The 18,153-nt window shown below is 38.9% G+C and carries 26 protein-coding genes and 2 riboswitches; of the genes, 6 read left to right on the forward strand and 20 right to left on the reverse strand.

Translation table 11 applies throughout. The features are described 5' to 3' along the window. Positions 1-8: 8 nt before the first annotated feature. Positions 9-84: riboswitch (glycine riboswitch) on the reverse strand. A 3-nt stretch (positions 85-87) separates the two neighbouring features. After that, positions 88-177, reverse strand: a riboswitch (glycine riboswitch). Positions 178-317: 140 nt separating this feature from the next. Together JOD21_RS01135 and JOD21_RS01140 are read left to right on the forward strand one after the other, a co-directional pair. Further along, positions 318-1,955, forward strand: coding sequence for an SNF2-related protein (locus tag JOD21_RS01135; protein ID WP_204727814.1), 1,638 nt, complete (start codon positions 318-320; stop codon positions 1,953-1,955). Then, positions 1,924-2,577 (forward strand): YqhG family protein, encoded by a 654-nt coding sequence (locus tag JOD21_RS01140; RefSeq protein WP_204727815.1) that lies wholly within the window; start codon positions 1,924-1,926, stop codon positions 2,575-2,577. Before JOD21_RS01135 ends, JOD21_RS01140 begins: the two co-directional genes overlap by 32 nt. Here JOD21_RS01140 and JOD21_RS01145 read toward each other — a convergent pair. From JOD21_RS01145 to JOD21_RS01185, 9 genes are all read right to left on the reverse strand, one after another. Continuing rightward, the gene (locus tag JOD21_RS01145; protein WP_204727816.1) at positions 2,561-3,052 is read right to left on the reverse strand and encodes a shikimate kinase; all 492 of its coding nucleotides are present in this window, start codon (positions 3,050-3,052) and stop codon (positions 2,561-2,563) included. The genes JOD21_RS01140 and JOD21_RS01145 overlap by 17 nt on opposite strands. Before the next feature lie 37 nt (positions 3,053-3,089). Continuing rightward, positions 3,090-3,311, reverse strand: coding sequence for a hypothetical protein (locus JOD21_RS01150; RefSeq protein ID WP_204727817.1), 222 nt, complete (start codon positions 3,309-3,311; stop codon positions 3,090-3,092). Further along, the gene (gene comGF, locus JOD21_RS01155) at positions 3,265-3,717 is read right to left on the reverse strand and encodes a competence type IV pilus minor pilin ComGF (protein WP_338032844.1); all 453 of its coding nucleotides are present in this window, start codon (positions 3,715-3,717) and stop codon (positions 3,265-3,267) included. The genes JOD21_RS01150 and comGF overlap by 47 nt, the downstream gene beginning before the upstream one ends. Next, positions 3,674-3,970 carry a type II secretion system protein gene (locus JOD21_RS01160; protein WP_204727818.1) on the reverse strand — a complete coding sequence of 99 codons (297 nt, stop codon included), beginning with the start codon at positions 3,968-3,970 and terminating at the stop codon, positions 3,674-3,676. Before JOD21_RS01160 ends, comGF begins: the two co-directional genes overlap by 44 nt. Continuing rightward, complete coding sequence (locus tag JOD21_RS01165; RefSeq protein ID WP_380269827.1) at positions 3,954-4,400, reverse strand: GspH/FimT family pseudopilin; 447 nt, start codon at positions 4,398-4,400, stop codon at positions 3,954-3,956. The genes JOD21_RS01160 and JOD21_RS01165 overlap by 17 nt, the downstream gene beginning before the upstream one ends. Then, positions 4,387-4,722, reverse strand: a complete 336-nt coding sequence (gene comGC, locus JOD21_RS01170; RefSeq protein WP_204727820.1) for a competence type IV pilus major pilin ComGC — start codon at positions 4,720-4,722, stop codon at positions 4,387-4,389. Before comGC ends, JOD21_RS01165 begins: the two co-directional genes overlap by 14 nt. Before the next feature lie 17 nt (positions 4,723-4,739). Next, positions 4,740-5,798: a competence type IV pilus assembly protein ComGB gene (comGB, locus tag JOD21_RS01175; RefSeq protein WP_204727821.1), complete on the reverse strand. Its 1,059-nt coding sequence runs from the start codon at positions 5,796-5,798 to the stop codon at positions 4,740-4,742. Further along, positions 5,707-6,774: a competence type IV pilus ATPase ComGA gene (gene comGA / locus JOD21_RS01180; RefSeq protein WP_204727822.1), complete on the reverse strand. Its 1,068-nt coding sequence runs from the start codon at positions 6,772-6,774 to the stop codon at positions 5,707-5,709. The genes comGB and comGA overlap by 92 nt, the downstream gene beginning before the upstream one ends. 159 nt (positions 6,775-6,933) lie before the next feature. Further along, positions 6,934-7,314 carry a Spx/MgsR family RNA polymerase-binding regulatory protein gene (locus tag JOD21_RS01185; protein WP_204727823.1) on the reverse strand — a complete coding sequence of 127 codons (381 nt, stop codon included), beginning with the start codon at positions 7,312-7,314 and terminating at the stop codon, positions 6,934-6,936. A 366-nt stretch (positions 7,315-7,680) separates the two neighbouring features. Between JOD21_RS01185 and JOD21_RS01190 the strand changes: the two genes are divergently transcribed. Beyond that, positions 7,681-7,923: a DUF2626 domain-containing protein gene (locus JOD21_RS01190; protein ID WP_041122869.1), complete on the forward strand. Its 243-nt coding sequence runs from the start codon at positions 7,681-7,683 to the stop codon at positions 7,921-7,923. 79 nt (positions 7,924-8,002) lie between these two features. On the opposite strand, the gene JOD21_RS01195 is transcribed toward JOD21_RS01190, so the two are convergent. Then, positions 8,003-8,629, reverse strand: a complete 627-nt coding sequence (locus JOD21_RS01195) for an MBL fold metallo-hydrolase (RefSeq protein ID WP_204727824.1) — start codon at positions 8,627-8,629, stop codon at positions 8,003-8,005. Positions 8,630-8,807: 178 nt separating this feature from the next. Here JOD21_RS01195 and JOD21_RS01200 point away from each other — a divergent pair, with 178 nt between their 5' ends. Further along, entirely contained in the window at positions 8,808-8,978 is a 171-nt protein-coding gene (locus JOD21_RS01200) for a DUF2759 domain-containing protein (protein WP_204727825.1), read from the forward strand. A gap of 18 nt (positions 8,979-8,996) precedes the next feature. Here JOD21_RS01200 and JOD21_RS01205 read toward each other — a convergent pair whose 3' ends face one another. The 6 genes from JOD21_RS01205 to rpmG form a co-directional block, all read right to left on the reverse strand. Then, positions 8,997-9,323, reverse strand: coding sequence for an MTH1187 family thiamine-binding protein (locus JOD21_RS01205; protein WP_204727826.1), 327 nt, complete (start codon positions 9,321-9,323; stop codon positions 8,997-8,999). Between the two features lie 58 nt (positions 9,324-9,381). Beyond that, positions 9,382-11,289, reverse strand: a complete 1,908-nt coding sequence (locus JOD21_RS01210) for an LTA synthase family protein (protein ID WP_204727827.1) — start codon at positions 11,287-11,289, stop codon at positions 9,382-9,384. A gap of 335 nt (positions 11,290-11,624) precedes the next feature. Further along, on the reverse strand, positions 11,625-12,593 hold the full coding sequence (locus JOD21_RS01215) for an ROK family glucokinase (protein ID WP_204727828.1): 969 nt from the start codon (positions 12,591-12,593) through the stop codon (positions 11,625-11,627). Between the two features lie 4 nt (positions 12,594-12,597). Next, positions 12,598-12,804 (reverse strand): YqgQ family protein, encoded by a 207-nt coding sequence (locus tag JOD21_RS01220; RefSeq protein WP_204727829.1) that lies wholly within the window; start codon positions 12,802-12,804, stop codon positions 12,598-12,600. 32 nt (positions 12,805-12,836) lie between these two features. Beyond that, positions 12,837-13,379 carry a 5-formyltetrahydrofolate cyclo-ligase gene (locus JOD21_RS01225; protein WP_204727830.1) on the reverse strand — a complete coding sequence of 181 codons (543 nt, stop codon included), beginning with the start codon at positions 13,377-13,379 and terminating at the stop codon, positions 12,837-12,839. 66 nt (positions 13,380-13,445) lie between these two features. Continuing rightward, positions 13,446-13,595, reverse strand: coding sequence for a 50S ribosomal protein L33 (gene rpmG, locus JOD21_RS01230; protein ID WP_039809691.1), 150 nt, complete (start codon positions 13,593-13,595; stop codon positions 13,446-13,448). 167 nt (positions 13,596-13,762) lie between these two features. Between rpmG and JOD21_RS01235 the strand changes: the two genes are divergently transcribed. Together JOD21_RS01235 and JOD21_RS01240 are read left to right on the forward strand one after the other, a co-directional pair. After that, on the forward strand, positions 13,763-14,107 hold the full coding sequence (locus tag JOD21_RS01235; protein ID WP_204727831.1) for a hypothetical protein: 345 nt from the start codon (positions 13,763-13,765) through the stop codon (positions 14,105-14,107). 9 nt (positions 14,108-14,116) lie between these two features. Continuing rightward, the gene (locus JOD21_RS01240) at positions 14,117-14,587 is read left to right on the forward strand and encodes an endolytic transglycosylase MltG (protein ID WP_204727832.1); all 471 of its coding nucleotides are present in this window, start codon (positions 14,117-14,119) and stop codon (positions 14,585-14,587) included. A gap of 25 nt (positions 14,588-14,612) precedes the next feature. Here the strand turns inward: JOD21_RS01240 and phoU are convergent, their stop codons facing one another. The 4 genes from phoU to pstC all read right to left on the reverse strand — a co-directional run bounded on the left by phoU (position 14,613) and on the right by pstC (position 18,145). Next, entirely contained in the window at positions 14,613-15,272 is a 660-nt protein-coding gene (gene phoU, locus JOD21_RS01245) for a phosphate signaling complex protein PhoU (RefSeq protein ID WP_204727833.1), read from the reverse strand. Positions 15,273-15,284: 12 nt separating this feature from the next. After that, positions 15,285-16,100, reverse strand: a complete 816-nt coding sequence (gene pstB / locus JOD21_RS01250; RefSeq protein ID WP_204727834.1) for a phosphate ABC transporter ATP-binding protein PstB — start codon at positions 16,098-16,100, stop codon at positions 15,285-15,287. Positions 16,101-16,320: 220 nt separating this feature from the next. Continuing rightward, positions 16,321-17,199: a phosphate ABC transporter permease PstA gene (pstA, locus tag JOD21_RS01255; protein WP_204727835.1), complete on the reverse strand. Its 879-nt coding sequence runs from the start codon at positions 17,197-17,199 to the stop codon at positions 16,321-16,323. 1 nt (position 17,200) lies between these two features. Beyond that, the gene (pstC, locus tag JOD21_RS01260) at positions 17,201-18,145 is read right to left on the reverse strand and encodes a phosphate ABC transporter permease subunit PstC (RefSeq protein WP_204727836.1); all 945 of its coding nucleotides are present in this window, start codon (positions 18,143-18,145) and stop codon (positions 17,201-17,203) included. Between the last annotated feature and the right edge of the window lie 8 nt (positions 18,146-18,153).

Genomic DNA, 18,153 nt, shown 5'->3' on the forward strand with positions numbered 1-18,153 from the left:
AAACGGGTCCCTGTCCTTTTCACCTGAAAGTTTACCTTACGGCTTTCCCCTTTGGTGGTTTCATCATTGAAACACTCTCCAGAGTTGCGTCCAGCAGAAGTCTTTTTGCCTGAGAGATTCACAAATATGTTTGCTCCTTCGGCGCTCTTATAAAAGAGTCTCTCCCTCTGCTATCATTCGCTTATATTTGTTTAATAAATGGACACAATAACAATATGTTTACTATTTTCTAAAAAGCTTGATTCTAAAATCATCTTTATCGTACCATCATCTTTGTTTTTCAACAATCATTAATTACAGTGAAGGGGAGAATTAATGTGAAATTTTCAGTCGCACCGGGAGAAGAAAATTGGAAAGAGAAATTTTTACAAACTCTTCACTCCGATTATTCTTCCTGTTTTCACCTGAATCAGCGTGTGCAACAATTACAGTCATGCTTTACCGCTTCACACAGAGAGCTGCTTTCACTTAAAGCTCTTCCTTCATTTAAACCGTTGGCACACCAGATCAAAGCAGTAGAAAAAGCAGTATTTGATATGAACTGCTCTGCGATCCTTGCTGATGAAGTTGGACTTGGAAAAACGGCTGAAGCTGCAATGATTATGAAAGAACTTCAGCTCAGACATCTGGCTCGTTCGATTTTAATACTCGTTCCATCATCGCTCGCTGGACAATGGCAGACTGAGTTATTTCAACTTGGAATACCTTCTATTATTCACAGAGGAAAAAAAGAATGGAGAAACCACCCTGTTATCATTGCATCTATTGATCTTTTAAAGAGAGAACCATTGAAATCCCAGTTCAACAGCCTTTCATTTGATCTTGTCATTAGTGATGAAGCACACAGACTCTCAAACCCGAAAACGTTGAACTATCAATTTGTTTCTTCATTGAATAAAACTTATACACTTCTGCTGACTGCTACACCTGTTCAGAACAAACCGGAAGAACTGTATATACTTTCTACATTGATTAACCCTGCATTATTTAAAGATAAAAGAGAATTTAAGAAGATGCTAAGCGAAAATAGTCAGGAATTTCATGACCGTATTCATTCAATCATGATCAGAACGAGAAAAAAGGAAACGGATATTAAATGGACGAAACGAAATATAAGCGTCAGATGGCTTGATCAATCCGGTTACGAAAAGCAGCTGTATACTTCTGTTGAGAAAGCTTTCAGAGAACTGAAAAGATTAAACACTCACCGCTTTACTCATCTGACTTTATTAAAGCAGGGCTGTAGTTCAAGCATTGCACTCTTAAAAGCGCTAAGAAGGGAACAGCACCAGGATATCTGTCATATTTTAGGACCGATCCTTGAAGTGAGTCCACAACACCTTGAGACTTCAAAAGGGAAAGAAATTTTGAAAATCATCAGAGAACGAAAAGACAAAGTTCTGATTTTCACACAATACCGTGCAACGCAACTGTATTTGCAGTGGTATCTGAAGCAACATAATATTTCATCAGTTATGTTCAGGGGAGGCTTTAAAAAAGGAAAGAAAAAATGGATGACTGATCTATTCAGGGATCAAGCGGATGTGATGATCGCTACAGAAGCAGGTTCAGAAGGCTTGAATCTTCAGTTTTGTCACTGCATTATTCACGCGGATTTACCATGGAACCCAATGAAATTAGAGCAGAGAATCGGCAGGGTCCACAGATTAGGTCAGAAAAAAGATGTTGAAATCATTTATTTATTAAACCGCTCTACAATTGAAGAAAGAATCTGGCAGCTGCTTGAGAGTAAAGTTCATTTATTTAAAACAATTATCGGAGAACATGAACAGGTGTTGTCGACTGTAAAAGCTGAAACAGAAAAATATCTGAAAGATGCATTATTAAACTCAAAATCCGAAGAAGAAATGAAGATAAAATTAAGTTTACTGGAAAATTATCTGGAAAATGAGGGCGTAAATCATGATGAAGGAAGCTTACAAGCTGGTCATTGAATATTTGAAATGTAATGGGGCCGTTGTGACTGAATCTGCAAATAAAGCAGTCGTCCAGCTGACTGAACAGCTGGACAGAAAATTTATGAACAGGCCCTTTTACTGGCATTACAGGGATGCACTGAATCAGTCCGGAGATCCGATGCACCTGATCGTACAGGAAACACCAGGGCAACTAAAAGCAAATGATTTACTCTCAATCCATTATGATCATCATATATTCCAAAGTATATTGGTATCAGCACAACAGGAAAATCAATTCTACACTGCATTTGAAAAGTCTGAAACACCATGTATGCTCTATCCCTGGATTACTATTCAATTAACGGCCTCATTTACTCCTCCAGGTTTAGCGGATATCAGGATCAACAGCCGGATTTCATTAATAACAGGAATAAAATATATCACATCAAATCTTTCATCTGACACTCTGTCACTTTCCGAAAAACGGCCAAATGGCAGTATTCTTCAACCTAACAGACTTCCGTTTGCAACAGCGATATCAATCCTTTATAACGGGATCGAAAATGAAGTTATAAATCAAACAAAAGATGTTCAGGCAGTGCAAGTTTGCTTTAAGCATATTTCTGCCGGACTGATTTATCTCAGGAGTTTCGAATAATCGATATAATCTCTTTTACAGTTGATTCCGGCGTACGGTCAGAAACTGAAACCATGTGATGTGCTACCTCTTCATATCCTGCATCTCTCTTGTTAAAAAGTGCTTCGAGTTCCTTATAAGGTTTTGCAGCAACAGGTCTTGTCTGATCTCCTTTAATTCTGCTGTACAGTTCTTTAAATGGAGCATGCAAATAAATAACGATTCCATTCTGCCTCATCCATTGCCCTGTTTCATCAAAATATAAAATTCCCCCACCTGTGGAAATGATTGAAGCCTCTGCTGCTTTAAGTGTTGACACTTCAATTTGTCTGAAAGCAGCTTCTCCATCTTCCTTGAAGATTGCACTGATTTTTTTACCAGCTATTTCTTCGATCTGACTGTCTAGATCGCTGTAGGATTCACCAGTTTTACTGCTTAACAGTCTTGAAACCGTTGATTTACCTGCTCCCATGAATCCGATTAAATAAACTTTCATTGCAGATCCCCTCTTTAATGCTTCATTTATTCTTATTCTACTCTTCGTCAGGTATGATCGCGAGTGAAAACAGTTCACTTGCTGCTTTTGAGTAATAATCACTCATCATCTCCGCGTGTCTGACCTTCTCGATTGACAGCGTTGTGATGACAACAGCTGAAGAAGTGAGTAAAATAAAAAATAATATAATGGGTAAGAGAATTGAACCTTTTTCATTTTGGAGATAACGTATAAAAGATTGCTTCTTTTTGTATTCCATCTAAAAATTTCACCTCCAGTGAGATCAGGTTTTCTTCTGCAGAAAATCTGATCGTATCTATTCCGGTCAGAAATATCTCATAGCCCTGCCCATCTACTGTTCTTCTCAGGAGAGAACTTTGCCTCGAAAATTTAATTGATGCTTCTCCATTTTTTAATGTAACAGTTTCAGATGAATAGGATTCAATCTTCAGCCGCTCAACTTCCTTTTGAAATTGTATCGTAAATATATCCCACTCTTTTGACAGCTCCTGCTGATTCATCAAATGCTCAAAACTGAAAATTAGCATCGCAAACAGGGGAGCAATGATTGATAGAACACTGATACTTACAATGACTTCGAGCATTGTAAACCCTTTTTGATTATGGTGTAACACAGATCCGGTCGCTTTCTTCGTTCGACACACATAATCGGTCCTCTGATAACTCAACTGAATATCTCCCCCCGTCTTTGTGAATATCCTGTTCAATTGTTTCTTTAGCATAAAACACCTTCACCTGATCATACGCAATACCATACATTCTGTAACGTTCTTCGGCTTCATCTGCTTTTATCACAATTGTGACGGCTAAAGGCAGAATAAACAGACAGAAAATAATACAGACATATAACCCAATAATTGATTCAATCAGCGTAAACCCACTATGGTTTTTCAACATAAAATCTGCCCCTTGCCAGATAAAAATGAATATTCAACGGTTCCTGATCAATCTCAAATTTTACAACTCCGAAAGTATTCGTGTTTCCTGAAGGGTTATATCTGAATAACGTCAGTGAACTGCTGCCCAGGAGTTTCACGTTTTCAGGCAGCTTCACTTCAGACAAAACCTTTTCATTAGGGACGTAACCCGAGACAATTGAGTAAGATTGATTTCCGGTATCAAAATAAACGGTTACCTGCTTATTACCTGATACTGCGGTTAACTGGGCATTGTGGAGATCTTGAATAAGGCGAGATTCGAAAGAGATTGAGGCTTCTTTTGAACGGGGATAAAACGAAACAGAAATTGCAATTAGAATACCAAGCACTAACAGCACAATGATCACTTCAATCATCGTAAATCCACTGTTATTTTTAAGGCTCTTCAATAATCGTCACATGCCCATCGGCGCCGATCGTCAGTTCTCTTCCATCCGGACAAGTGGTTTCATGCTGATTCAAATAACCACCTGTCTGCAATTCACTGATATCAGCGGGCAGCTTTTTTTCAGACATTCTGAATGACTCAACCTGGGCTTGTACCATCTGCTCAAAAGCCTCACAGCCTTTACTGTTAATTTCTTTACTTTGTGAAGAAATATTTGGAAGACTGACAATCAGCAATACTGATATAACCAATAACACGATGACCATTTCAATCAGAGTAAAAGCCTGGTTGTTCCTGAGCGTTTTAAATAGTTTTTTTCTCATTATAATTCCTCCATGATTTATATATTTTGCAGCAGATTAAAAACAGGTAATAAAATGATCAGGTATGCGCCTACTACTGCGAGGCCAATAAAAGTAAAAATTACAGGCTGCAGAAAATTAAAATACCTCCCTGATTTTTCTTCCAAAGCCGTCAGACAGTATTTACTGTAAAATCCCCACTCTTTTTCAAGGTTTCCATTCATTTCACCATGCTGCGTAATCCGCAGCATGTCTTCTGTAAAATACGGCAATAAAAGCAGCGTGTGATAAATACTTTGTCCCCTCTCAAGCTCATCATGTAGAAACCGGCCAATTTCTTTAAAGAGCGGTCTATAAGGCTGTTCAATAAATGTCTGCAGCATTTGCTGAAACGAACAGCCGCTTTTTAGCAGCATTGAAGCTTCTCTTGAGAATAGATAACTGTGGTAATGTCTGAAGTAAAAACCCGCACCGGGTAGAGAGGACAACACCTTCCACCTCTCGAGCGGCTGCTTTTTCATGAGGATGAAACAAGTAATGAGGGTGACACTGAAAATCACAGCGATGAGGATTAAACTTAATACAGGTATCACCCTGAATGCAGATTGCGCAATCATAATCATCTCCGACTGGTCATTGCCTACCGCTTCATACAGTCGCGTCATTCTTGGCAGCAGGTATAAGTTTAAGATCGCAGATACGAAAATAAACAGAAGGATTAAAAAAAGTGGGTATTGAAGGATCGTCAATAATTTTTTCTTCTGGTTTTCCCGATGCTTCATCAAAGATGCAGTTTCAGAGAGAGCTTGTCCAGTCTCGCCGGACTGCTCTGCAAAAAACAAATGCATACAGACGTAAGAAGGATAACCGAGGCATTTTAATGTTTCACTTAAAGTAGAGCCATTTATCAGGAGTTTTATAAGTTCATCCCTTCCTGAGAGTGAAGGAAATTGAAGAAATAAAAAACTGAAGGATTGATCCAGCGGATACCCATTCTCGCGCAGTTCACTTAAGCGGTGAAGGAAAACGGGCTGATCTTTTTTGGGGATATAAAGTTGACGGTGTGATCCACCTGTTATATTCCTGAGCAGATACATAACCTAGAGCCGCTCCTTTCCTGAATAGCTGTTCAAGCGTCTGGTATGGCTGAACAGGCATTTCATCCAGATAATCGCAGATCGCTTGAGAAGTCATTATTTCATAGATTGAGGTACGCGACTGCGCCTTACCATTAATTTGTACTTTCACAAGCCTTTGCCCCGTAGCACCTATTAAAGACTGTTTTAAGTCTTCTTTTCGAATGCCGAGGTCTATCATCCTTCTGATCGCTCCTTTCGAATCCTTAGCATGAAGCGTGGATAGAACAAGATGACCGCTTAATGCAGCTTTTACTGCAATATCCGCTGTCTCTTCATCACGTATTTCTCCAATAATAATCATATCCGGGTCATGTCTGAGAACAGCTTTTAACCCTTGTGCGTAGGATACCCCTGCTTTTTCATTAATCTGCACCTGCAGCACATGATCTTCATTTCTTTCGACAGGGTCTTCAAGTGTGATTATATTTCTATAAAGTTCAGTAGAGCAGTAGTGAATGAGTGAATAGAGTGTGGTGGATTTGCCGCTTCCGGTTGGTCCGGAAAACAGGATCAACCCCTGTGGCTGACGTACTAATGATGACAATGTTTTTGCGGAGTTAGAAAATAATGATAGTTTTTCAATGGGTACTGCAAAAGATTGTGGTAAAAGTCTGATGACAAGACTTTCTTTTCCTTCTGAAGAAGGGAGTGTGGAAATTCTGAGGGAAATCTTCTCACCATCAATGATGGTCATTGTGGCGCCGCTTTGAGGCTTTCTTTTTTCACCGATATCTAGAGAAGCTCTATACTTAAAGTGCGATATCAGTCTTTCACCCTGATTTAATGATATGGTCCTGAGTATAGACAGATCTCCAAGTGCTCGGATATGAACCACAACGTGCTGCGATTCAGGTAAGAAATGAATGTCAGACCCTTTGCTTTCGAATGCTTCTTTCAGTAGATTTTGTGCTAACAATTCTGTGCCATATGGCATTTTTTCACATCCTTTCATAAAGTTATTTTCACTATACAACATTTTTCCATATATGTCTTTAAATATTTTCAATCATTTGAATCTACAAAAAATGTCGGTTCAGCAATCATTACAACTTGTGTAATGATTGCTGAACCGACATGAATATAATCACAATGATCAGCCAGACATTTTATACATCTGTTTTTTATTCGAAAGACTTCTCAGGCCTTCAGGATTGTATCCTACGATCAGTGATTTACCATCAGTCAGAATCGGACGCTTTAACAGTTTTGGATCTTCAATAATCATCTTAACCACTTCAGATAATGGCATGTCTTCAACGTCCTTGTTCAGCGCTTTAAATGATTGACTTCTTGTAGCAAGTAATTCATCTAAGCCTTCAGTTGTCAAAGACAGCAGATTCATTAACTCATCATAATCAGGTGTATCTCTGAAGATGTGACGCTCATTCACATTTACTTCATTTTCTTTCAACCATTTTTTTGTCTTTCTGCAAGACGTACAACTTGGATAAGTGAAAAATGTGATTTGGTTCATGTTATTACCTCCACTTGTTTATATTTTGTTTAACTTTTGGAATGGTTTCATATAAGTTATATTTATTGTATACCACGTGTATAACAATTGTACACCTATAAAACTTGTAAATATAAAATTATTTTTAATTGTTCACAATTTTGTTTCATAGTAGACTGGTATAAGGGTATTTAATTATTGTAGAAAAATACATGAACTGTTTGATCACTCTATTTCATCAGAAAAACAGACTCTGTTTAATACTTGTATAACTGCAATGACAAAAATCACTCAATCGTCACATTTAATCATATGGGATATTTACTTTATAATATGGTATCCTATATAATAGGTTCGATGGATTGTTTGCGTAAAGGAGGGATTCGGATGGATAAAATGTATCGCGTTATGGGGTTTTGGACTGGAATTTTTTCTGTATTATTTTACTTGGGACATATGCCAAAAACTTCATTGCTTTTCCTGGCCCAGACAGGCTTTTTCATCCTTTTAGGGTACATGAAATTATCTGAGCGCATGTATGTGTATGTATTCTTTGTATACTTAACTATTTTCTTTGCTGGATTTACTTACTGGACAACATTTATGATGCCGCTTAAAGGTCCGCTTTAAATCTCTTCTTTTTATCTGAAGGAATGATGAGCAGATACTGACAAAAGAGACGCTTCCCTTGAAGGAAGCGTCTCTTTTGTTATTGTAAAAATGGATTCTGACGATTTTCATCAGAAAGTGTTGTAACCGGTCCATGTCCCGATAGCACATACGTATGAGAATCAAGTGTAAGTAATTTTTTAATACTTTGCATGAGTATATCCATATTTCCGCCCGGAAGATCTGTTCTTCCTATACTTCCCTTAAACAGTACATCGCCGGATATCAGGATTGATGATTCCCTGAAGTAAAAACTGATACTTCCCGGTGAGTGTCCCGGCGTGTGCATCAGCTCAAAACGAAAATTTCCGATCTGTGAAGATTCTTCCCTCTCCCATAGATTTTCAGCAGGAGAAGCAGTAATCGGTGTAATTCCCTGAAATAAACCGGAACCATTTTTATCAGGATCCTGCAGCCAGCTTTTTTCCTGTATATGCATGTACACATCGATTTTATAATGAGATCTTATTGCCTCCAAGGCCCCAATATGGTCAAAGTGAGCATGTGTAAGTAAAATCGCAACAGGATTAAGTTCTTTTTTAGAAATAAACTGCTTTATTTTTTCCGGCTCTTCGCCAGGATCGATGATCAAACATTCCTTATGATCATTATATAAAATATAAGCATTTGTTTGCATAGGACCCAGCGGCAGCTGAAACCATTCCATTATCATCACCTCAGACAAAGTTTAGCACGAATTATTATAAAAGACGAATACTCACGAAAGTGTCACGAATTACACTCGACATTATTAACATTTAACTATAAAATATATTAAGAGTACGCTTATATATGCACTAATCTCGTTTTATTTATGAACCGACGTATGGAAAGGGGTGCTTTTAATGAATGGATTAACAATTATCCTTGCACTGGTAACGATTCTGTCAGTAATCGGTACGATCACATCCTTTAAGGAAAAGAACATTATGGGTATTTTCTTTGCAATTGCTACATTGGGTGTTTTCGGCTGGTTTACTGTTATGACAATTGTATTTGACGGGTATCCTCACTAAAAAAAAAGCTGACCGCGGTCAGCTTTTTTTATTGGATAAATGTTTTTTAACAGAAGCAAGCTTATTCTGCATAGAATGGTCTTTCCTGTCTCTTCTTTCATCAATTCTGATATTTGTCGCCACTCTTTGTATCTCCTCTGAAAATACAGATTCATGCAGCTCCTGTATCACATTAAACAGCTCAGAAAGTTCTCCTTCGATTAAAGTACTCATTGGCGTTAACTGATAGGTAATGTCACCTTGTACTGACCGTTTTTCAAGTACCTCCTGTATCCCCGCGACATACTTGCTGACGCTGGGTGTCTCAGTACCGATTGGAATAATTGTAATATCTGCAATTGCCATCTTTATCCCTCCACTTGTTTCAAGATAAGATAAAAAGCTCCCTCAGGAGCTTTTTATCTTATTCATTATTTAAGCTTGGGTCTTCTAAGAGACGACCAGTTTCTGAATCATAGAATCTGAGAAGATCCCCGTAAATAATTTCGTCATTAAATGCAAGTTCTTCCGTTGCTTTATCAATCATAGGCTGACAGCTTTCTTTTTCAACAGGTTCACCTGTTTCTTTATCCCAGCAGGTATCTCCGGCATAAACAAGATCTTCAGTAATGACACGGCCATCGCGTAAAATCGCAGTGTTGTCATTTTCTTCTGAGAAAATGTCCTGACCGAACTGAATGCTGTTGCTGCCTTCTATTCCCATAATGTTTTGAATTGTCGGCTTCAAGTCAATTTGACCAGCAACCTTGCTATTTGTATCACCGATATTTTCACCCGGGATATGGATAAACATAGGAACGCGCTGCAATTGTGCTGAATCAAACGCAGTGATTTCTTCCTGTTCCAGATATTGAGCCATAGCAGCATTGTGATTTTCAGAAATTCCGTAATGGTCTCCATACATCACAATAACAGAATTTTCATAGATCCCTGCTTCTTTCAGGTAAGTGAAAAATTGTTCAATTGCTTCATCCTGATATCTGACTGTCTGGAAATAACGGTTAAGTGTTCCTGAATTCGAATCGAATTCACTAATAAATTTATCTTCTTCATCCAGATAGAATGGGTGGTGATTTGTCAGTGTGATCATTTTAGAATAAAACGGTTGTTCCATTTCCTTCATATGTTCAACTGACTGTTCGAAGAACGGAATATCTTTCATACCCCAGTTCACTGCCTGACCTTCCCCAACTGTGTAATCTGTCAGTGAATAGTAGCGGTCATAGCCAAAGTTTTTATAGACAATATCACGGTTCCAGAAACTTTTATTATTCGCATGCATCGCATTTGTATAATAGCCGGCTTCATTCAAGCTGTCCGTAAGTGTATTGAATTCATTCCCGCTGTGTGTAAAGAATACAGCACCACGGCCTAGTGGATACAGGGAATTATCCAGCAGAAACTCTGAATCTGATGTTTTACCCTGTTCAGTCTGATGATAGAAATTATCCATATATACTGTGTTTTCATCTTCTGTTAATGAATTTAAAAACGGCGTGATTACTTCGCCATTCATTTCGTTGTTAATCACGAAATTCTGCATAGATTCAAGCTTAACAACGATCAGATTTTTACCTTCACCAATTCCATGCATTTCATTGTTCACATCGGCTTTATTCGCCTGTACGTAATTACTTACATCAACGAGTGCGTCACTATCAGCGAGTGCACGCTGAGCTGACTGTTTTGATTGCAAATACACATCATAGAGATGGTAATTGTTGATTCCGATATTTTTAACCAGGATCTCACGGTCAAACGTTCTCGTTAAAAGCTGAGGACGTTCTGTCTCAGCCAGACCGAGGTTTAAGAAAAACGTTGCAATCGCCACAAGAAAGAAAGCTCTTCTGCTGACTTTAGTAGGCGCTTTAAACGACATATACGACGGCTTATATTTTGCCAGTAAAATCAGGACCAGCACATCAATAAAATATAAAGCATCTGTCATATAAATATTTTCCATTGCGCTTCCGCCAAGATCACCAAAGTTATTTGTCTGGAATAAAACCGGAAGCGTGATGAAATCATTAAAGAATCGATAGAAAACCATGTTGGCAAACAATATGGCTGTCAGTATAAAACTTGTCATAATCACATAGTTGTTCCGCGTTTTTTCCTTTTTAAATAGTAGTCCCACACCAAATATTAATAACAGGAAGCTGAGCGGGTTAATAAATAGAATCAGATCCTGCATAAAGTTTTCGGTGTCTACATTAAAGCTTGCATGATATGCAATAAACGTTTTGATCCAAAGGAACGCAATGGCAATAATGACAAGCGACAGCTTAGGCATTGACCATTTTTTGTTCATAAAATTTCCTCCTACACTTTCAATTACAATTTGTGGATATTGTTATGTCTTCAAATAATGATACTCCTGAATGTAAATAAAATCAAACGTGTCATTTACACTTTTAAAATCTTATTTACAATTCCACCTTTATAGACGTTTTAAACACTGAAAAGTTCCCGATTTTAGTGTTTTAATGAAAAATCAGCCTATAGTCACACGTAGTAAAAGCTGGATTAAACCTTAATTTTAACGTATTTACGGGAAATGTAAAGCAAAAACCCCGAAATTGTAAAAGCACGACAATTCGCACAAAAAATAAAAAGATCTCCTGTCAGACAGGAAATCCCGAAGTTTTAATGTTTATATTTTATAAGCCAGGCAGCACCGATCACGCCTGCATCGTTTCCAAGTGTTGCTACCTTTATCTCAGTAGATTCCGCAACTGTAGGAAATGCAAATTCTCTAAATCTTTCATTGATTCCATCAAGTAATATATCACCTGCTCTTGAAACGCCTCCACCTATTACGATTCTTTCAGGATTCAGTGCGCTACCCAGGTTTGCAAGTGCCAGTCCAAGATAAAACGTCAGTCTATTTACTGCAGAAACAGCTGCTGAATCACCTTTTTTCGCTTCATCAAATACATCTTTTGCTGTGATCGCATTGTGTTCATTCATTATTTTATGAAGAGCTGTGTGGCCTTCTGCACGTTCCATTTCTTCTTTTGCAAGCCTGACTACCCCTGTTGCTGATGCCACTGTTTCAAGACAGCCTTTTTTGCCGCAGTTACACTGATATCCGTCTTGAGGTACTGCTGTTATATGACCAATCTCACCGGCTGCTCCTTTAATCCCGTGGGCGATATCACCGTTCACAATGACGCCTCCGCCAACGCCGGTACCAAGTGTTACACATACTACGTCTCTTGCTCCACCACCGGCACCTTTCCACATTTCACCAAGCGCAGCAGCATTCGCATCATTCTCAATGACTACAGGTAAGCCAGTCTGTGTTGACAGTTCATCCCTCAATGCGACAGGCTTGTCCCAGCCTATATTTACGCCGGTATATAAAATACCAGTCTGCATATTCACCGGACCGGGCGCACCAACGCCGATTCCGATCACCTGTTCTTTCGTCAATTCCATCTGGGTCATTTTCAGTTTTACAGCTGCAGCAATGTCAGGAATAATACTTACACCATGGTTAGAGGTATTCGTCGGGATCTCCCACTTTTGAACAATCTGGCCTTCATCTGTAATAACCGCAAGTTTAGTTGTCGTTCCACCAATATCTACTCCGAAAATATATTCAGCCTTCATCAATTCATTCACCTTTACTTTCTTTTCTGATTTCACCTTTTAAGACAAGCAGTGCCTGTAAATATTCGTCTCTGCCAATCATTCCGGCTTCATACAAATCTTTTATTTCTATTTCCATTAATTCAAGTGTTGCCAGTCTGCCGGGCCCGTAAATAAACTGGCCATAGCGCTTTAATAACAGCTGTACATCATGCATACTGTTTAGGGCCATTTTATGCCACTCCCTGATATATTCTGCTGAACCTAAAGCTCAGTCATAATTTTCTTAACAGGAATATCATATTCCTCTTCAAACTCTTCAGCAGTCAACTGAAAGCTGTAAGCCATCGAGATGGTGTCTCCTCTGTAATCTGCAAGAAAACGGTCATAATATCCTCCTCCGAAGCCTATCCGGTATCCTTCACTTGAAAAAGCCAGGCCTGGTACAATGACCAGATCTATTTCACTCTTCTGTGCAACCTGTAAATGAGGCTCAGGTTCAAGGAGACCATAAAATGAAGGAACTGCATCATTTAATGATTGTATGTAATGAAAAATTAGTTTTTTACCTTCAGGCTCACACCTTGGCACGCATACCTTTTTCCCATCAGAAAGTGCCTGATTGATCAGATGATGGGTATCAATTTCATCGCCTCTGGATATTGTGAGCGCAATCACTTCAGATTGTTGCCACTCTGCTGATGAAGTGAGCTTTTTGTGTATGCTGTCAGTATAATCTATTTTCTTTTTTTCAGGAAGATTTATGAGCTTTTCAAGCATGAATTGCCGGATCTCTTTTTTTCTCAATTTACATGCTCCCTCCTTATGATAAAAAAACCGAAAATGCACTATACATTTTCGGCCTTTTTTACATTATTTCGTCTCGCGGTGAAGCGTCACTTTCTTCAGGCGCGGACTGTATTTTTTAAGTTCAATACGATCTGGATTGTTACGCTTGTTCTTAGTAGTGATGTAGTTACGATCACCAGTTTCAGTGCAAGCAAGAGTAATGTTTACACGCATCTTTATCCCTCCAAACATTCAAATGCTGTTTGTTACATACTTCGATTCATACGACTTATTTATAATATCATTAACACAGAAAAAAATCTACTATCTTTTTTAACTGTTTGTGATTCTTCTTATATTGAACGTGATACAATAATTCATAGTAAACAGGAGGTGAAGAAATGGATTGGATTATGCTCGCAATTGGGGGGGCAGGACTCATATTATTTATGATATCCTTCTTTTTAAAGGACCGGTCAAGCGAAACAGCTGATGAGCTGCAGGAGCTTTCAATGAGCCTGTATCAGGAACTCTCACAGCTTAAAAAAAGAACAAAATTGCTTGAAGAAGAACTGATGATTGACTCATCTTCCTCAAATAAACCGGTTAAACCAAAACAGATCAATGAAATACTGGTCAATCAGGTCCTTTCTCTTCATAAACAGGGAATGAGTCCTGAACAGATATCAAATCTATCTTCATTACATATAAGTGATGTATTGCATTTAATTAAAAACAGATCGTGAGGAATTCTTATGTTCGACCGAAGATCCGTCCGGGCAACCGGTCTTGGAATGATGGCAAGTGCACTGGTTTTATATAGTGCTGGATATTTTTTCAATAGTGTTCCCCACTCAGAACCCACTGATACAACCGGAAATGAAATCATACTTTCTTCCGAGGAATATAACAGTCTGCAACAGGAGCTGCTTGAATGGGAAGAACGGGTCAATTCACTTGAGCAGGCAGCAGCAGAACTTTCTGAGCCTGAAGATGAAGGGGATGAGGAAGGGGAACAAATCACCCGTATGATTTTAACGATAGAATCCGGTATGACGTCGCCTGAGATCAGTGAGCAATTATTCTCATACGGTTTAATTGATAATGAAGACTCTTTTAATGAATACCTTGCAGAACAGTCACTTACTGATAAAATTCAAATCGGGCAATACGATCTTAATTCAACGATGACTGTTGAACAAATTGCAAAATTAATTACGAACTAAAAAAGAAGCCTTTAAGGCTCCTTTTTTATTTATTCAGATCATATCTCTTACCTTTTACTAGGTAAAAGATGTTTTCAGATATATTGGTTACATGGTCTGCTGCACGTTCTAAATAACGGCAGACAAATGAAAGTTGAGTAATTTGCCCGATTTTTTCAGGCTGTGATGCACTTGAAGAAAGCAGATTCTTAATGGTTTCACCGTATAGCTCATCTACGCCATCGTCAAGTTCGGCAATTCTTTTTGCCTTTACGACATCTTCATCATTGTAAGCTTCTAAGACCAGTTCAATCATCTCTTCTGTAATGTCATACATTTTATGAACATTATCAATTGAACTGACGAAGCTGTCGTTCCCGATTCTGATTGTAGACTTTGCAATGTTGACTGCGAAATCCGCAATTCTTTCAAGGTCTGCAGCGATTTTAATCGCCACAATAATTCTTCTCAGGTCAGTTGCGACTGGCTGCTGCTTAGCGATTAATAAAATCGCCAGGTCATTAATCTCCTCTTCGATTCTATTCGCTTTGACATCCTCATCCATGATCAGCAATGACTTTTCAATATCGCGATTATCAAGTGCTGTTAATGAATCTTTAAGCGCTGCCTGGGCAAACTGTCCGAGCTCCACAATTTTATTATTCAACGTTGCTAAATCCGTATCATACCGCTCTCTTACTGACAATTTCTTCACTCCTTATCCGAATCTTCCTGAGATATAATCCTCTGTTCTTTCATCTGACGGGTTAGAAAAGATTTTATCCGTCTCATCAAACTCCACTACTTCCCCATTCAGGAAAAAAGCAGTTTTATCTGAAATACGTGCTGCCTGCTGCATATTGTGTGTGACAATAATAATGCTGTAATCTTTTTTCAGATCCTGTACAAGCTCTTCTACCTTTAACGTAGAAATCGGGTCAAGTGCAGAAGTAGGTTCGTCCATCAAAATAACATCAGGTTCAATTGCCAGACAGCGTGCGATACAAATACGCTGCTGCTGACCGCCTGAAAGTCCATAAGCATTTTCACTAAGACGGTCTTTCACTTCGTCCCAGATTGCTGCTCCGCGAAGACTTTTTTCTACGATCTGATCAAGAATTTTTTTATTTTTAATGCCATGAATACGTGGTCCATAAGCAATGTTGTCATAGATTGACTTCGGAAATGGATTTGGCTTTTGGAATACCATCCCGACTTTAGTCCGGAGTTCTTCCACCTGGTATTCTTTATCAAATATATTTTTGTCGCGGTAATTTATGACTCCCGATGTTTTAACCGATGGAATTGTTTCGATCATTCTGTTCAACGTTTTGATATAAGTTGATTTACCACAACCTGAAGGCCCAATAATGGCTGTTACTTCATTTTCTTTGATGTCCAGGTCGATGTTTTTTAGCGCATGATTTGATCCATACCATAGATTAAGCTGTTCAGTTTTGTATACTGATGATTTATTCTTTTTTACTGTTTCTTTTTCAGCTGTTTTTACTTCAGGCTTTACAATCGTTGTCATGTTGAAAAGCTCCCTTCATCCTTTAAATTAATGACTCTGTTAAATCCGGCTGTTGATTTCCGCTGCAGGGGGAACGCTTTCCGCAGGGCGTGCGGTGAGCCTCCTCGAAGCTACGCTTCTGCGGGGTCTCAACTGTCACGCTTCTCCTGCTGGAGTCGTCCCCCTTCCGCTACAATCACCAGCTGTGCTAAAACAACAATGGTCTTTTAACAAAGTTAAATTAATAACGCTTCTGGTATTTATTTCTAATAAATACAGCGATTGAATTCATAATAATCAGCAGCCCCATCAGAACGATGATCCCCGCAGCTGCTACATCATGAAACTCAACCTGAGGGCGTTTCGTCCAGTCAAATATCTGCATAGGAAGCGCAGTGAATGTGCTCATGATTCCATCTGGTGTAAACATTAAGATCGTTGGAATACCAATGACGACAAGTGGTGCTGTTTCACCAATCGCACGGGATAACGCCAGGATGCTACCCGTCAGAATTCCCGGTATTGACGCAGGAAGAACAACTCTTAAAATGGTTTGCCATCTCGTTGCTCCCATCGCAAAAGATGCTTCCCTCAGTTCATTCGGCACTGCACGGATCGCTTCCTGAGAAGCAACAATGATAATTGGTAAGATCAGCAGACTCATTGTCAGTCCTGCAGCCAGAATTGAAATACCTAAATCAAAGTAACGGACAAATATAGTTAGACCCAACAGACCAAATACGACTGAAGGAACACCCGCGAGATTTGAGATATTAACTTTAATGAAATTTGTAAATCTGTTTCTCTTTGCGTATTCCTCAAGATAAATCGCTGTACCCACACCAAGAAACATTGATACTGGTGCTACTACAAGCATTAGATAGACAGAGCCAAGAATTGCTGCCTTTATCCCTGAATTTTCCGGAATACGGGATGCAAAGCTGGTGAAAAATTCAAAGCTTAAATAGTCACTTCCTTGAGTCACAATACGATACAATAAAATCGCAAGAACGATTAAACCAAACCCTGTAGCAGCAGCAAAAACGCCTTTTAACAGTGTATTTTTAGTTAAACGGGTTTTTGTTTTTGCTGCCACTTCCTCATGATTAACGTATTTCATATTAATATTCCTCCCTGAAACGCTTAGAGATGAATTGTGCCAGCATGTTCATTGCAAGTGTAAACAGGAACAATGTGAAACCGACAGCATAGATACTGTAATAAATCGTCGTACCATATCCTGCATCACCTGTTGTAACCTGTACAATATAAGCTGTCATTGTCTGAATAGAGCCTGTTACATCCCAATTAAATCCAGGAGTTGAACCGGCTGCAACTGCGACGATCATTGTCTCCCCAATTGCACGTGATATGGCAAGTACAGTCGAAGCAACAATACCTGATAGTGCAGCTGGCAGAACAATTTTCACAGCTACTTCAAGTTTAGTTGCACCAAGTGCATAAGCACCGTCACGCATAGCATTTGGTACAGAAGACATTGCATCTTCTGAAAGTGAAGCGATCATAGGAATAATCATGATCCCCACAACAATCCCCGGACTGAGCGCATTAAAAATCGCAATGTCCGGATAGATCGAGCGGAGAATCGGTGTAACAAACGTTAACGCAAAAAATCCGTACACAATCGTTGGCACACCTGCTAGAACTTCAAGAATCGGTTTGATAAAACGTCTTACTCTGTCACTCGCATACTCACTCAAAAAAATGGCAGTGGCGATTCCAATTGGAACTGCCACTAATATAGCTATTCCGGTAATTTTCAAAGTCCCTACCACCAGCGGAAGAATTCCGTAGGCAGGTGTTGAATTCGCAAAAGGATACCACTCAGTTCCTGTTAAAAAGCTGAGAATATTTACTTCAGTAAAAAATGTAACTGTCTCAAAAATTAAAGTGAAAACAATTCCAATTGTAGTAAGCACTGAAACCGATGCAATTAAAAATAAAATTTTTGGTATCAGCTTTTCAGTAAACGCCAGAAGACCCCTGTTACTTTTCTGGGCGATCAATTCCTGAACCGAAATTTGCTGTGGCTCATTCATTGCCATGATGAAAA

The sequence above is a fragment of the Jeotgalibacillus terrae genome (assembly GCF_016908195.1).
Classification (GTDB): Bacteria; Bacillota; Bacilli; order Bacillales; family Jeotgalibacillaceae; genus Jeotgalibacillus; species Jeotgalibacillus terrae.